The following is a 14,527-nucleotide window of genomic DNA, read 5'->3' on the forward strand; positions in this document are numbered from 1 at the left end:
ATGCAGGCCTTGAGGTCGTGGCCGGCCAAGCTGGCGCTGTATGCGGTGCTGGTCTCGATGGCCCTGCTGACGGCCTTTCCGTTCTACTGGATGTTCGTCCTGGCGACCCACGATCGCTCGACCATCTTTCGGGCGCCGCCCCCCATGTGGTTCGGGACGGAGCTGAGCGCCAACTACGAGCGGCTGGTCTCGACGCTGCCCTTCTGGCGCAACGCATGGAACAGCCTCTACACCGCGCTGATGGCGACGGGGACCACTTTGTTCTTCTGCAGCCTGGCGGGGTTCGGCTTCGCGATGTACGACTTCAAGGGGCGGGACACCCTGTTCGGCTTCCTGCTGGGCACCATGATGGTCCCGGGGTTGCTGGGCATCATCCCGTACTACCTCATCATGCGGTGGCTCGGGTGGATCAACCTGCCCCGTGCGCTGTACGCACCGGGCATGGCGTCGGCCTTCGGCATCTTCCTGATGCGGCAGTACATCGCCAGCGCCGTGCCGGCCGACCTGCTGGATGCGGGCCGCATCGATGGGCTGAGCGAGTTCGGGCTGTACCGGCGGGTGGTCGTCCCCCTGATCAAGCCCGCCTTCGGCACGCTGGGCATCATCACCTTCGTCGGCCAGTGGAACAACTTCATGGGCGCCCTCATCGTCCTCAAGGAGCGCACCGCCTACACGCTGCCCCTGGCGCTGCGCTCCCTGCAGGGGCTCATCTCCACCGACTGGGGCGCGCTCATGCTGGGGACGGCGCTGAGCGTCTTGCCTCTGCTGGTGGCCTTCGCGGTGGGGTCGCGCCGCATCATCGAAGGGCTGACGGCGGGTGCGCTGAAGGGATGATGGCAGGGTGCGGCGGGGAGGGGCGATGCTCCTGGCCTTCGGCGTGGGGCTGGCCTTCGTGAGCGGTCTTTCAGCGGGCATCCGCGCCTCGGCGGGAGAGCCAGCGGACTGGGTGCTGGTGTGGCACGACGAGTTCGACGGGCCGGCGGGCAGTCCGCCGGACCCGGCTCACTGGACCGCCCAGATCGGGGACGGCAGCCAGGACGCTCTGCCCGGATGGGGCAACCGGGAGCGCCAGTACTACACCGACCGGCCGGACAACCTCGCGCTGGACGGCCAGGGCCACCTGACCATCGTGGCCCGGGAGGTGGACGACCCGTCGCTGCGTTGCTACTACGGGCCGTGCCGCTACACCTCGGCCCGCGTCACCACCCGCGGCAAGGTGGAGGTGCGATTCGGCCGGATCGAGGCGCGGATCCGGCTGCCCGGCGGGCAGGGCATCTGGCCGGCCTTCTGGATGCTCGGTACCCTCTTCGACCGCATCGGCTGGCCGGGCTGCGGGGAGATCGACATCGTCGAGCTCGTGGGCCGCGAGCCGGGCACGGTCCACGGCACCGTGCACGGTCCGGGATACGCGGGGGAGAGGGGGATCGGCGGGAGCTACACCCTGCCCGGGGGGCGTCGCTTCGACGAAGGCTTCCACGTCTTCGCCATCGAGTGGGAGCCCGGGGCGATCCGGTGGTACGTCGACGGCGTGCCATATCACGCGGTGAGGCGGGAGGACATCCCTCCCGGCACCCCGTGGGTCTTCGATGCGCCGTTCTTCCTGACGCTCAACGTGGCCGTGGGCGGCAACTGGCCCGGGTATCCGGACGAGACCACGCAATTCCCGCAGACCATGTGGGTCGACTACGTGCGCGTCTTCGCTGCACGAGACGCCGAGAGGAAGTGAAGGCGATGCGCCGATTCCCGGAGGGATTCTTGTGGGGCTGTGCCACCGCGTCGTACCAGATCGAGGGATCGCCTCTGGCCGATGGCGCCAGCCCGTCCATCTGGCACCGCTTCAGCCACACCCCGGGCAACGTCCAGGGGGGCGACACGGGGGACGTCGCCTGCGACCACTACCGCCGCTGGCGCGATGATGTGGCCCTCATGCGGGAGCTGGGGCTCAAGGCGTACCGCTTCTCCATCGCCTGGCCCCGGGTGTTGCCGGACGGCACCGGGCGGGTCAACGAGGCGGGGGTGGCCTTCTACGACCGGCTGGTGGATGCCCTGCTGGAAGCCGGGATCGTGCCCTTCGCCACGCTGTACCACTGGGATCTGCCAGGAGCGCTGCAGGATCGGGGCGGGTGGGCCAACCGGGACGTCGTCGGCTGGTTCACGGAGTACGCCGGTTTGATGTTCGAGCGTCTGGGCGACCGGGTGCAGCACTGGATCACCCTCAACGAGCCGTGGTGCGTGGCGCACCTCGGCCACGTGGCGGGGGTGCATGCCCCCGGGATGCGGGATCTGTGGGCCGGGTTGCGTGTCGCGCACCACCTGCTGCTGGCGCATGGCGAGGCCGTCGCCGCCTTCCGGGCGAGCCGGGCCGGTCGCGGCCGGATCGGCATCACCCTCAACCTGGCGCCCCAGCATGCGGCCACGTCGTCGCAGACCGATCGGGCCGCCACGGATCGGGCGGACGCCTACCATAACCGCCTCTTCCTCGACCCCCTCTTCAAGGGCCGCTATCCGGCCGTGCTGGTGCAGCACTTCGGCGAGGCATGGCCCGAGGTGACCGACGAGGATCTCGCGATCATCCGGCGGCCCATCGACTTCTTGGGGATCAACTACTACAGCCGCTCCGTCGTGGCCGACGCTCCTGGCGAGGGCCTGCTGGGCATCCGCCACGTCGACACCGCCGGCGCCCGCACGGCCATGGGGTGGGAGATCTACCCCCAGGGCCTGTACGAGCTGCTGGTCCGACTCCATCGGGAGTACGGGCCGTTGCCGTTGTACATCACCGAAAACGGCGCGGCCTTCGATGACCGTCTCGACGCTTCGGGCCAGGTGGACGACGCCGAGCGGGTCGACTACCTGCACCGGCACTTCCTCGCGGCGCGGCGTGCCATCGACGACGGGGTGCGGCTCGAGGGGTACTTCGTCTGGTCCATGCTCGACAACTTCGAGTGGGCCCTGGGCTACTCCAAGCGCTTCGGCATCGTGTACGTGGACTACCCCTCCCAGCGACGCATCGTCAAGCGAAGCGGCCGGTGGTACCGGCAGGTCATCGAGGCCAACGGCGTGCCGGAGAGGACCGAGGGCTGATGCGCCAGACCGCTCGGCGTCTGGGTGCCGTGGTCCTCTTCGTGGCGTGGGCCGTCTCGAGCCCGTCCGTCGCGGGCGCCGGTGCCCAGGGGGTGGCCGAGACGGCCCCCACCGTGCTGGCCGTCGTCGACGTCGGGCAGCCGGCGGGGCGGGTGCCGCCCCTCGCCGTCGGAGGCTTCAACTTCGCCAACTTCATGCAGGTGGTGGGCTTCGAGCGGGAGCTGGGCTCCGTCGGGATCCGCTCCATCCGGTTTCCGGCGGGCAACCTGGGCGATCAGCGGGACCGGACCCCCGCCGACCTCGACGTGCTGAGGATGCACTGGATGCTGCTGGGGCGTCCCCGGATCGTGATGCAGGCGCGGCTGTTGGGCGGCACGCCAGAGCAGGCGGCCGAGGCGGCCCGGTACGCGCGGCGCATCGGGCTGCCCATCGACTACTGGGAGATCGGCAACGAGCCCGATCTGTACCCACCGGCTGGCTCGTGGACGTCGGAGAGGTACTGCGAGGCCTTCCGGGCCTTCGTCGAGGCCCTCGAGCCCGAGGTCGGCGACGCCCGCTTCGCCGGCCCGGCGGTATCGGGCGGCGAACACAAGATGGAGTGGGTGCGGCGGTTCATCGGGGCCTGCGGCGACGTGGTGGACGTGGTGACCTGGCACGTCTACCCCACCGACGGTACGTGGCCGGAGGGCGAGGCGCTGGCCACCGCCTCCCGGGTCTCCGACGAGATCCGCCAGGTGCGGGCCTGGCTGGAGGATGCCGGGGCCAACCCGCTCGGATGGCACCGGGCGCACGAGGTGGGACTGGGCGTCACCGAGTACGGGCTCTCGTGGCAGACCCAGAGCTTCCGGCACCTGGCGGACTTCACGGCCGCCCTGTGGACGGCTGACGTGGCGGGCCGACTCGTCGCCGGGCGAGTGGAGCTGGCCTCCTACTTCGCCCTGCAGGACACGGGGGGCCACGGTCTTCTCGACGCGGCAGGCTTCACCCGGCCGACCTACCATGTCTTCCGCCTGTTGCGAGATTTCGACGGCCAGGTCGTGCCGGTGGCCTTGCGCGGCGCCGGGGAGTGGCTGACGGCGTATGCCGTGGCGGGCGACGACGGCGTCGTGCGGGTCCTGGTCGTCAACCGCGACCCGTCGAAGGCGGCGGCGCTGCGCTTCGAGACCGGCGAGGGCGTGCCGCTGGTCGTGCGGTCGGCTCGCCAGCTGACCGAGCTCTCCTTCGACCACCTCGACGACGTGACGGCGCCGGACTCTCTGAACCCGCTGAGCGTCCCGCCCCGGTCCGTGACGCGGGCGGAGCTGGGTCGATAGAGACCCCCGTTGCGAACGCGAGGAATGTTACATCCTGTGGTGAACTGAGATGTCGCCCGGACGGGGTGGGCTGCGGGAGACGCCAGCAGGAGGGAGTCGGCACGTCATGCGCTGGCTGAAGAGAGCGGGAGCGTACGCCCCCCTGGTGCTGACCGTGGCCCTGGTCCTGGCGGCATCTTCGCGGGTGGCGGCGGCAGACGGGGCGCTGCTGGAGGTGACGGGGGCGTGGGCCCGGCCGGCACGGGCCATGGGAGGTGGCCACGCGCACTCGGAGACGCCGTCGATGACCGCCGTGACCAGCGCCGTCTACATGACCCTGGTCAACCACGGCTCGCACCCCGTCCGCATCGTGGGGGCGAGCACGCCGGTCGCCGATGTGGCCGAGCTGCACGAGACCCGCATCGAGGGCATGGTGGCGAGAATGGGGCCCGTCGACGCCATCGAGGTGCCGCCGGGAGGGCAGGTGCGTCTCGAGCCGGGCGGCCTCCACGTCATGCTGATCGGCGTCACCCGAACCCTCGAGCCAGGTGACCGGGTGCCGTTGACGCTGGTGCTGGACGACGGCTCGGAGCTGGTCGTGGAGGCCGTCGTGCAGGAGGCGTGAGGACGAGCTGGTGCGCCTGGGGCACGCCCGCAAGGTGCGAGGGGGTGCCGTCGCCACCAAGGCGGTGGCGGGAACGGTGGGGGTCGCGGGCCGGTGCGGCCTCTTCGGCAAGCCCACGGATGGACGGCACACCTTCGTCGTACACCCGGACGAAGGCCCTCCCGTCCCGGCCTGTTGCGCTCACTGCGGCGTGCTCTGCGGCTCCTCTCGCTGACCGAGGCCATCGAGTGGGTGCGGTCCGAGTGCGCCCCCCGACACGCAGGCCGTTGGCGAGAGGAGGCGTGACATGCGCGCCGACACGCAACTCGAGACGCAGGGCCCGCGCAGCAGGACGATCCGCACCGGGCTCCCGGCCGGGGCCGACCCGCCTCCTCGCGCTCTGGTGGCGCCGGATTGACGGCGCTTGACCCGGCCCGGTCCCGGCGCGACCATACGGGAGCGACGCGGCCGGCGCGGCCGCTGGAGCCTCCGGCGGGGGAGGAGTTGGCAGGGCGATGAGCCCTCGGACGATGGCCGGCGACGGGGCTCGCCCCGTCATCGAGGTGCGCGGGCTGACGCGCCGCTACGGCCTGTTGACCGCGGTGGACGGCGTCGACTTCGAGGTGCGAGACGGGGAGATCTTCGGCTTCCTCGGCCCCAACGGCGCCGGCAAGACCACCACCATCGGGATGCTGTGCACCCTGCTGCGACCGACGTCGGGGCGGGCCATCATCGCAGGGCACGACGTGGTGGAGCGGCCTCACGACGTGAGGAGGTCCATCGGGCTCATCTTCCAGGAGCCCGCCCTGGATGACCGGCTCACGGCCTGGGAGAACCTCAAGTTCCACGCGATGCTGTACGACGTCCCGGCGGCCGAGTTCCGGCGGCGAGCGGCCGAGGTGCTCGGGATGGTGGACCTGGCGGATCGAGCCCGGTCGGTGGTGCGCACCTTCTCGGGGGGCATGCGGCGCCGGCTCGAGATCGCCCGTGGCCTGCTGCACCGGCCCCGGGTGCTCTTCCTCGACGAGCCCACCATCGGCTTGGACCCCCAGACTCGCCGGCACATCTGGCGTTACATCGTCGATCTGCGCCAGCAGGAGGGGCTCACCCTCTTCCTGACGACCCACTACATGGAGGAGGCGGAGATCTGCGATCGCATCGCGATCATCGACCACGGACGGATCGTGGCCCTCGACACCCCTGACAACCTCAAGCGCATGGTGGGCGGGGACCTGGTGACGGTGCGGGCAGCCGACCTGGACGGGGCCGAGGAGCGGATCCGGCAGAGCTTCGGGTTGCCGGTGCGGCGGGGCCCCGAGGGCGAACTCCTGGTGGAGGTGGAGCGGGGCGACCGCTTCATCCCTCAGCTGATGACGGCCCTCAACGGGGACGGGCGTGCCATCGAGGTGCACAGCGTCGGGCTGCGGCGGCCGACGCTGGAGGACGTCTTCGTGAAGCTGACGGGCCATGCCATCCGCGACGAGGAGGCAGGCCCCGGCGAGCTGTGGCGAACTCACGTGGCCATGCGGAGGCGACGGGCGTGACGAGCAGGTCCAGGATTCGGCGGGAGCTGGTGGGGGCCTACACCATCTGGTACCGGGACGTGCTGCGCTTCGTGCGCGACCGCGCGCGGATCGTCGCATCGCTGGGTCAGCCCCTGCTCTTCCTCTTCGTCTTCGGCAGCGGGCTGTCGCCGGCCATGGCGGGTCTGGGGCAGGGTGCGTTCGACTTCAAGCAGTTCCTCTTCCCGGGCATCCTGAGCATGGCCGTCCTCTTCACGGCCATCTTCTCGGCGGTCTCCATCGTGTGGGACCGGGAGTTCGGCTTCCTCAAGGAGGTCATGGTGGCGCCCGTGTCGAGGCTGGCCGTGGCCCTCGGCAAGGTGGCGGGAGGCAGCACCGTGGCGCTGCTGCAGGGCCTCATCGTGCTGCTGCTGGCGCCGCTGGTGGGCGTGCGCCTGGAGTGGGATCAGATCGTGGTGCTGGTGCTCCTGATGCTGCTGTTGGCGGCGGTCATGAGCGCCATGGGGCTGCTCATCGCGGCCCGCCAACGCAGCATGGAGGGCTTCCAGGTCATCATGCAGTTCCTGCTGATGCCCATGTTCTTCCTGTCGGGGGCCTTCTTCCCGCTGCGAGGGGTACCGCTCTGGATGGAGTGGTTGAGCCGGCTCGACCCTGTCACCTACGGCGTCGACCCCTTGCGGCAGGTCGCGCTCGGGCGCAGCGTGCCCGAGGCGGTGGTGGCCGCCATCCGGTTGCATCCCATCGCCGTCGATGTCGCGGTGCTGCTCGTCGTGGGCCTGGCCTTCCTGGTGCCGGCCGTCTGGCTGTTCAGTCGCCAGGACTGAGCCGGCACGGCCTCTTCCGGGCCAGGAAAGCTGGACTAAACGAGGCAGACCGGGCATGGTGCGCCCTTACGGGTGGAAGGGGCCGGGCGTTAGTCTTGCTTAACATGCCCGGCTGCCTCATACTGGGAGCGGCAGGCTCCACGTCGGACGGCCCGGCGAGGGGGGGGCGAGAGAGCAGGCCGCGACTGTGGATTGAACCCGTTGCCCAATCGCATACAGCCAGAGCGACCGTGCTGCAAGGCTCAGTCCCACCCTACTTCACCTTGCGGAGGTCGGCCGGAGGGGTAGCGTGAGAGACGGCGTACGGCTCCAGTAGACGGTAGGCCAAGGGCGGGTACGCCGGCCGCGGAGCCTGCCACCGCCGTCATCGCGGAGGCGAGGGGGCGGCAAGATGACGTGCACGATGGAGGAGACGCCTGTCTGCTTCACGTCGGAGGGAGAGCAGATCATCGGGGTGCTGCATCGACCACCGGCATCCGAGCGCACGGAGCTGCCGGTGGTCGTGATGTGCCACGGGTTCACCGGCCACAAGGTGGAGAGCCATCGCATCTTCGTCAAGACGGCGCGAGCACTGGCGCGCCGGGGCGTGGCCGCCTTGCGCTTCGACTTCCGGGGGTCGGGCGACTCGGCTGGCGAGTTCGACGAGATGACGGTGGAGGGCGAGGTGCGCGATGCGCTGGCCGCCATGGCCTACGTCCGCCGGCAGGTAGGAGGGCCCGTGGCGCTGCTGGGGATGAGCCTGGGGGGCATGGTCGCCACGCTGGCGGCGCAGCGCGACGGCGATGTGGCCGCTTTGGTGCTGTGGGCGGCCGTCGCCCGACCGGAGCGCCTCGCTCGGCGGATCGGCTTCGGTGGCCCCGAGGGGGTGTGGCCCCCGGAGTGGGAAGGTCGCTACGACCTCGGCGGGCACCTGGTGAGCCAGGCCTTCGTCCATGACCTCATCCGACACGACCCGCTCGCCGCCGCCCGCACGTATCCCGGTCCGGTGCTCGTCCTGCACGGCCGCCGGGACGAGACGGTCCCGCCCGATGACGCCGAAGCGTACCTGGCCGCGTTTTCGGGGACCGACCGGACCCTTCGGTGGATCGAGGGGGCCGACCACACCTTCAACCGTACCTCCTGGGAGCGGGAGGTCATCGAGGCCACCGTCGCCTGGCTCGCTGCCAGACTGGCGGCGAGGCCATGACCGCCGGCTTTTGATCGACCTGTCCATCTGGCACCGTCCTCATCGTTGCCAGGGGGCCACCGACTCGCTCGGGGCCTCTTGCGCGTCCCACCGGCGAAACCCCGTAAGCCGGGCTCTTTGTTGACGTCCCATACGAGTCGAGGGTGGTGTCGGCGCGCTCCGGCGGCATCGCGGCCAGCGCTTTGCGACCGCATGTGTACGATTACTGCGTGATAGAAGCGGGAGAGCTCCGAAGTCACGTCGGACTCCGAGCAGTTTTCTGTAACCGCAAGCAGGAGTCGCCAGGGGTGCGTCGTATTCGTGAGGCAAAAAGATGATTGGGAGCCCCAACTAAGTTGCCCGCAGACCGCGGGGACGGGAGGGTAACGCCATGAGAAGCCCGGGTGCAATCTGGCGTGGGGTCGGGCACACGCTCGCCGTGCTCGTGGCCTTGACGGTCTGGGTCATGCCGGCAGGAGCCGGCACCAAGATCGTGGTCGGGGCCTTCCCCAACCTGGACGCGGCCATCAAGGCCGTCCTGCCGGCGTTCGAGCAGGCGCATCCCGACATCGCGGTAGAGTTGCAGGTCTTGGGCTACGAGGATTACCACAACGCCCTGCTGACGGCCCTGGCGGCCGGATCGGGGGCCCCCGACGTCGCGGCGCTCGAGATCGGCTACGTGGCCAGGTACGTTGCCAGGGGCGGGCTCACGGACCTCACCCAGGCTCCTTTCCACGTCCGGGAGCTGACGCCGCTGTGGGTGCCCTATGCGGTGGGGCAGGTGACCACCACGGACGGTCGGATCGTCGCGGTGCCCACCGACATCGCCCCGGGGACACTCTTCTACCGGCGAGACATCCTGGCCGACGCCGGGGCGGACATCCAGTCCGTGGTCACCTGGGACGACCTGCTCGCCCTGGGGCGCAAGGTGACCCGAGACCTCAACGGCGACGGGCGCGCGGACGTCTTCCTGGTCGGTGACGCAGCTACCGTGGCCCGCGCCATGTTCCGGGGCGACATCCCGGAGGGAGAGGGCGTCTACTTCGACCGCAACGGACGGCCCGTCGTCACCTCTGAGCGCTTCGTCAAGGCCCTGACGCTGGCCCAGCGCATCCGCCGGGAGGGCCTGGACGCCCAGATCGGCGCTTGGAGCAACGAGTGGTACGAGGCGTTTCGCCGGGGGACGGTGGCCATCGAGATCTCGGGCGCGTGGTTCGGTGGTCACCTGGCCGACTACATCGCCCCCGAGACGGCGGGCAAGTGGGGCGTCACCAACCTGCCCGAGGGCATGTACGTGAGCTGGGGCGGCTCCTTCTATGCCATCCCCGAGCAGTCGAGAAACAAGGAGGCGGCCTGGACCTTCATCCGCTTCTTGACCACCCGGCTCGACAGCCAGTTGACGGCCTTCCGCGCCATCAACGCCTTCCCCGCCCTCATGGAGGCGTGGGACGATCCCGTCTTCGACGAGCCGGTGCCCTTCCTGGGCGGCCAGCGGGCGCGGCGCCTCTGGGCCGAGACCGCGTCGAAGATCCAGGTCGCCGTGGTGGACCCGGGCGACGCGGTGGCCGAGGAGTTGGTGAACGCAGCCATCTCCCAGGTGCTCAACGAGGACCGCGACGTGCGGTCGGCACTGGAGGAGGCTCAGCAGCTGATCCTCCGGCGGCTGCGGCGCTGACGAGACGTCGGGGGCGGCTGTCGCCGGTCCGAGCGCCGGGGCGGCAGCCGCTCTCCGCGCATCAGGGGGAGACGAGACCGTGAGCGTACCATCCTTGGCGCATCGGCAGAGGGATGCGGTGGCGAGCACCCTCTCCGCCCGCTGGCACGTCTGGCAGCGGCGGATCGCCCCGTACGCGTTCATCAGCCCCTTTTACGTGCTCTTCGCGATCTTCGGGCTCTTCCCCCTGGTCTTCTCGCTATGGCTCTCGTTTCACAACTGGAACCCGGTCGGCGGGCTCGGGACCATGGAGTGGGCGGGCCTGGACAATTACGTCTACCTGGCGACGGACCCGTGGTTTTGGAAGGCGCTCGGCAACACCTTGGTGCTGCTGGTGATCTCGGGGCTGCCCCAGCACCTGGTGGCGATCCCGCTCGCCTTCGCCCTCAACGCAGGCCTGGTACGGATGCGCGACTTCTTCACGGCGGCCTACTTCATGCCGTACATCACCTCGGCGGTGGCGGTGGCCCTCATCTTCTCCACCATCTACGGCACCCAGTACGGCATCCTCAACACGGTCATCCGGTACCTGGCGAGCACCCGCCTGCTGGGCTGGGCCTTCGAGGCGCTGGACGTGCGGCTGCCCATCAACTGGCTGGGCTCCTCGGCCTACATCAAGCCGGCCATCGCCATCCTGGTCATGTGGCGCTGGTTCGGTTGGAACACGGTGCTCTATCTGACGGGTCTGCAGACCATCCCGCGCGAGCTGTACGAGGCGGCCATGGTGGACGGCGCCACGACAGGGCAGCAGTTCCGCTGGATCACCCTGCCACTGCTCCGCCCCATCATGCTCTTCGCCGTCACCCTCACCATCATCGGCAACATGCAGCTCTTCGACGAGCCGCTCATCCTGGTGGGCACGGGAGGAGGCACTTCCCAGGCGGGCCTCACCTCGGCGCTGTACCTGTATCGCACGGGCTTCGAGTGGCTGTACATGGGGTCGGCGGCTGCGATGTCCTGGGCGCTGGTCCTCGTCATCGGCGTGTTGACCCTCATCAACTTCCGGCTGTTCGGGCGTGAAAGCCTGCAGCGACGAGAAGGGTAAGCTGGATCATGACGGCGAAGCGGATCGTGATGTACGCGCTGCTGGGAGCGGTCGCCTTCCTCACGCTCTTCCCCTTCTACTGGATGTTGGTGCTGGCGACGCACGACCGCGGCACCATCTTCAACTACCCGCCGCCCCTGGTGCCGGGCGACAAGGCGGCCGTCAACTACCGGCAGCTGGTGGAGTCGGTGCCGTTCTGGCGCAACTTCTGGAACAGCCTCTACACCGCGGGCATGGGCACCTTGGCGACGCTCTTCTTCTGCAGCCTCGGCGGATTCGGCTTCGCGATGTACGACTTCCGATTCAAGGAGCCCCTCTTCGCCGTGCTGGTGGCGACGCTGATGATCCCCTCGCTGCTGGGGATCATCCCCTACTACCTGATCATGCAGTGGCTGGGCTGGCTCAACCATCCCAGGGCCCTGTACGTCCCGGGCATGGCCTCCGCGTTCGGCATCTTCCTGATGCGGCAGTACATCGCCAGCGCCATCCCGCGCGATCTGATGGACGCCGCCCGCATCGACGGTTGCACGGAGTTCACCATCTTCCGTCGGATCATCGTGCCCTTGATCAAGCCGGCCCTTGGCACGCTGTCCATCATCACCTTCGTGGGCTCGTGGAACAACTTCATGGGCGCCCTCATCGTCATGCGCACCCGGGAGGCCTACACGCTGCCTGTGGCGCTGCGCTCCCTGCAGGGCGTCACCTCCACCGACTGGGGCGCCCTGATGCTGGGCACGGCCATCAGCGTGCTGCCCCTGCTGCTGGCCTTCGTGACGGGGTCGAGCCGCATCATCGAGGGCCTTACGGCGGGGGCGACCAAGGGGTAAGGGGGAGCCGCGATGCATCGCCGACGGCTCGTCGTCGCCCTGGCGGTGGTGGCGCTCTTCGCGGGCCTCTGGGGGGTTCCGAAGGCGACCGCATGGGCCCAACAGGAGGGGGACCTCGTACAGGAGCCCTCCTTGCGAGAACTGGCGGCTCCGACGGGTCTGCGCATCGGCTTCGCCTCCGCGAACGACTTCTGGACGCTGCCCGACGCCGCGACCTACCAGCGCCTGGCTGCACGGGAGTTCGACATCCTCACGCCCGAGAACCAGATGAAGTGGGACAGCCTGCGCCCGGCGCCGGACCGGTTCGACTTCGAGGCGGCGGAGCGGCATGTGGCCTTCGCTGCCGCGCACGGGATGCAGGTGCACGGCCACACCCTGGTCTGGCACAACCAGCTGCCCGCCTGGCTGACCACCACCCGCTGGACCCCCGATGCGCTGGAGGGGGTGCTGGAGGAGCACATCCGCCGCGTGGTCGGCCACTTCCGGGGCCGCGTCGCGGTCTGGGACGTCGTCAACGAGGCCCTCGACGAGGACGGTCGCCTGCGGGAGAGCTTCTGGTACGTCAACCTGGGCCCCTCCTACATCGAGAAGGCCTTCACATGGGCGAGGGAGGCGGACCCCGACGCGATCTTGATCTACAACGACTACAACATCGAGGTCGTCAACGCCAAGTCGGACGCGCTGTACGAGATGATGGTCGACTTCAAGCGACGGGGCGTGCCCGTCGACGGCATCGGCTTTCAGATGCACGTGACCCATCGGGGACTGGATTACGGGAGCCTGCGCCGCAACCTCGAGCGCTTCGCGGACCTGGGTCTGTCGCTGTACATCACGGAGATGGACGTCCGCATCCCCGGCGAGCCGGACATGGAGAGGCTGCTGCAGCAGGCCGAGGTATACCGTCGGGTCTTGCAGATCGCCCTTCCGCAGCCCCGGGTGGCGGCCGTCCAGTTCTGGGGCTTCACGGACCGCTACTCGTGGGTGCCCCAGTCGTTTCCGGGCCAGGGCGCCGCCCTCGTCTTCGACCGGGCGTACCGGGCCAAGCCGGCCTACTACGCGCTCAAGGAGGTCTTGAGCGCGTTCGTGGCCGCCTTCAAGCCGTACAGGGACCTGCAGGTGATCCAGCGCAGCCCCGAGCGCTACGAGGTACGCGCCCGGGTCCACAACACGGGCGCCGCGCCCGAGGTGCGTGACGTGGCGTTGCGGATCGACGGTCAGGTCGTGGCATCCCAACGGGTGGAGCTCCTGCCGAGGGAGGAGCGCCCGGTGGCGTTCGAGCACACCTTCGACCGGCGCGGTACGTACTGGGTCGCCGTGGGGGACCTGCCGGCCGTCGAGGTGACCGTGCCGGGTCGCCTCGGCCTGCTGCAGCCATCGGTCTGGCTCGACTTCGAAGATGGCGTCGGCAATCGCTCGACCAGCGGCATCGTCGCGCGGCCGTCTGGGGCGGTGCGCATCGGCGAGACCGGACGCATCGGCCGGGGCATCGAGTTCGACGGGGAGGGCCGACTCGAGCTGGACGACCCGCTGCATCGCCACAGCGGCGGGCACGAGATGCTGACGCTCCCGACAAGGGGCGGCTTCACCCTGGCGCTCTGGTTCAAGCCGGACTTCCCCGAGGGGGCGGCCGGTCCCTTCGCCTTGCTGGACGCCAGTCGCAATCCCATCTACTTCGCCGTCTCCATCACGCGGCAGGGCCTGAGCTGGTACTACGAGGACGGCACCGACGCCGACTTCCAGATGGACGTCCCTGCACCCCTGGATGACGGCCAGTGGCATCACCTCGCCGTCACCGGCGCCTTCGGGCAGCCGGGGGTGATGGCGGTCTACCTCGACGGCGAGTTGCGGGCGGCTCGCGATATCGTCGCCAGCCCCGCCGGGCCGCTCTCGCCGCTGGTCATCGGCCACGACTCCGACCCCACCTACTTTCCGACGCACGTCGGCTTCGTCGGCAGCGTCGACGAGGTACGAGTCTTCCCGTGGATCCTCACCGCGGATGAGATCCGGGAGGTGATGGCCTCCCATGCGTACGCGTCCCAGCCAGGGACGCATGTCACCGAGTGGGTGAGCCTCGAGCCCGGCGAGACGCTCCGCTCGCTCACCGTGCATGCCTCGGTCGGGGCCGCCGACCGCGTCGAGGCGACCGTCGAGACCTCCCTCGACGGTCAGAGCGTCTCGGAGCGAACGACGCTCACGGTGGAAGGCGGAGAGGCGACCCATCCCCTGGCGCTCGGACCGGCTCGGTACTTCCGCATCCGTACCGTCCTGGACGGCTTCTCCGCGGCGGTGCTGGAGTACGAGGCAGCGTCCTCGTCGGGTCGCCGGTGGCTGTGGAGCACGACCGAGGACTGGGCCAGGGGGATCTGGTCGTCCAACGTCGACCTGGGCGCTCCTTGGCCGGTCGAGCCTCCCGAGACCTCGACCGCGGCCGGCCCGCTTTAGCCTCCACGTG

The 14,527-nt window shown here is 69.5% G+C and carries 12 protein-coding genes; all 12 read left to right on the forward strand.

Features of this window, described 5'->3' with window-relative positions; all coding sequences use genetic code 11:
• The 12 genes from VLY81_RS05425 (at position 1) to VLY81_RS05480 (ending at position 14,517) form a co-directional block, all read left to right on the forward strand.
• Positions 1-834, forward strand: coding sequence for a carbohydrate ABC transporter permease (locus tag VLY81_RS05425; protein WP_324670009.1), 834 nt, complete (start codon positions 1-3; stop codon positions 832-834).
• 7 nt (positions 835-841) lie between these two features.
• Positions 842-1,726, forward strand: coding sequence for a glycoside hydrolase family 16 protein (locus tag VLY81_RS05430; protein WP_324670010.1), 885 nt, complete (start codon positions 842-844; stop codon positions 1,724-1,726).
• Positions 1,727-1,731: 5 nt separating this feature from the next.
• Entirely contained in the window at positions 1,732-3,081 is a 1,350-nt protein-coding gene (locus VLY81_RS05435; protein WP_324670011.1) for a GH1 family beta-glucosidase, read from the forward strand.
• On the forward strand, positions 3,081-4,394 hold the full coding sequence (locus VLY81_RS05440) for a glycosyl hydrolase (RefSeq protein WP_324670012.1): 1,314 nt from the start codon (positions 3,081-3,083) through the stop codon (positions 4,392-4,394). The genes VLY81_RS05435 and VLY81_RS05440 overlap by 1 nt, the downstream gene beginning before the upstream one ends.
• A gap of 106 nt (positions 4,395-4,500) precedes the next feature.
• On the forward strand, positions 4,501-4,998 hold the full coding sequence (locus VLY81_RS05445) for a copper chaperone PCu(A)C (RefSeq protein ID WP_324670013.1): 498 nt from the start codon (positions 4,501-4,503) through the stop codon (positions 4,996-4,998).
• 494 nt (positions 4,999-5,492) lie between these two features.
• Positions 5,493-6,521, forward strand: a complete 1,029-nt coding sequence (locus tag VLY81_RS05450; protein ID WP_324670014.1) for an ATP-binding cassette domain-containing protein — start codon at positions 5,493-5,495, stop codon at positions 6,519-6,521.
• Positions 6,518-7,324: an ABC transporter permease gene (locus tag VLY81_RS05455; RefSeq protein WP_324670015.1), complete on the forward strand. Its 807-nt coding sequence runs from the start codon at positions 6,518-6,520 to the stop codon at positions 7,322-7,324. Before VLY81_RS05450 ends, VLY81_RS05455 begins: the two co-directional genes overlap by 4 nt.
• A 391-nt stretch (positions 7,325-7,715) precedes the next feature.
• A complete protein-coding gene (locus tag VLY81_RS05460; protein ID WP_324670016.1) occupies positions 7,716-8,510 on the forward strand; it encodes an alpha/beta hydrolase in 795 nt (264 codons plus the stop codon).
• Between the two features lie 424 nt (positions 8,511-8,934).
• Positions 8,935-10,164 carry an ABC transporter substrate-binding protein gene (locus VLY81_RS05465; protein ID WP_324670017.1) on the forward strand — a complete coding sequence of 410 codons (1,230 nt, stop codon included), beginning with the start codon at positions 8,935-8,937 and terminating at the stop codon, positions 10,162-10,164.
• Between the two features lie 79 nt (positions 10,165-10,243).
• Positions 10,244-11,248, forward strand: a complete 1,005-nt coding sequence (locus tag VLY81_RS05470) for a carbohydrate ABC transporter permease (protein ID WP_324670018.1) — start codon at positions 10,244-10,246, stop codon at positions 11,246-11,248.
• Positions 11,249-11,256: 8 nt separating this feature from the next.
• A complete protein-coding gene (locus tag VLY81_RS05475; RefSeq protein ID WP_324670019.1) occupies positions 11,257-12,075 on the forward strand; it encodes a carbohydrate ABC transporter permease in 819 nt (272 codons plus the stop codon).
• A gap of 12 nt (positions 12,076-12,087) precedes the next feature.
• Positions 12,088-14,517, forward strand: a complete 2,430-nt coding sequence (locus VLY81_RS05480; protein WP_324670020.1) for an endo-1,4-beta-xylanase — start codon at positions 12,088-12,090, stop codon at positions 14,515-14,517.
• Positions 14,518-14,527 lie beyond the last annotated feature (10 nt).

Source organism: Limnochorda sp. LNt, assembly GCF_035593265.1.
In the GTDB taxonomy this organism is placed as follows: Bacteria; Bacillota; Limnochordia; order Limnochordales; family Geochordaceae; genus Geochorda; species Geochorda subterranea.

What these genes read in the sequence shown, in the direction of transcription:
- VLY81_RS05425 (WP_324670009.1), top strand. Translation starts at nt 1, where the DNA reads ATGCAGGCCTTGAGGTCGTGGCCGGCCAAGCTGGCGCTGTATGCGGTG.
- VLY81_RS05435 (WP_324670011.1), top strand. Translation starts at nt 1,732, where the DNA reads ATGCGCCGATTCCCGGAGGGATTCTTGTGGGGCTGTGCCACCGCGTCG.
- VLY81_RS05440 (WP_324670012.1), top strand. Translation starts at nt 3,081, where the DNA reads ATGCGCCAGACCGCTCGGCGTCTGGGTGCCGTGGTCCTCTTCGTGGCG.
- VLY81_RS05445 (WP_324670013.1), top strand. Translation starts at nt 4,501, where the DNA reads ATGCGCTGGCTGAAGAGAGCGGGAGCGTACGCCCCCCTGGTGCTGACC.
- VLY81_RS05450 (WP_324670014.1), top strand. Translation starts at nt 5,493, where the DNA reads ATGAGCCCTCGGACGATGGCCGGCGACGGGGCTCGCCCCGTCATCGAG.
- VLY81_RS05460 (WP_324670016.1), top strand. Translation starts at nt 7,716, where the DNA reads ATGACGTGCACGATGGAGGAGACGCCTGTCTGCTTCACGTCGGAGGGA.
- VLY81_RS05475 (WP_324670019.1), top strand. Translation starts at nt 11,257, where the DNA reads ATGACGGCGAAGCGGATCGTGATGTACGCGCTGCTGGGAGCGGTCGCC.
- VLY81_RS05480 (WP_324670020.1), top strand. Translation starts at nt 12,088, where the DNA reads ATGCATCGCCGACGGCTCGTCGTCGCCCTGGCGGTGGTGGCGCTCTTC.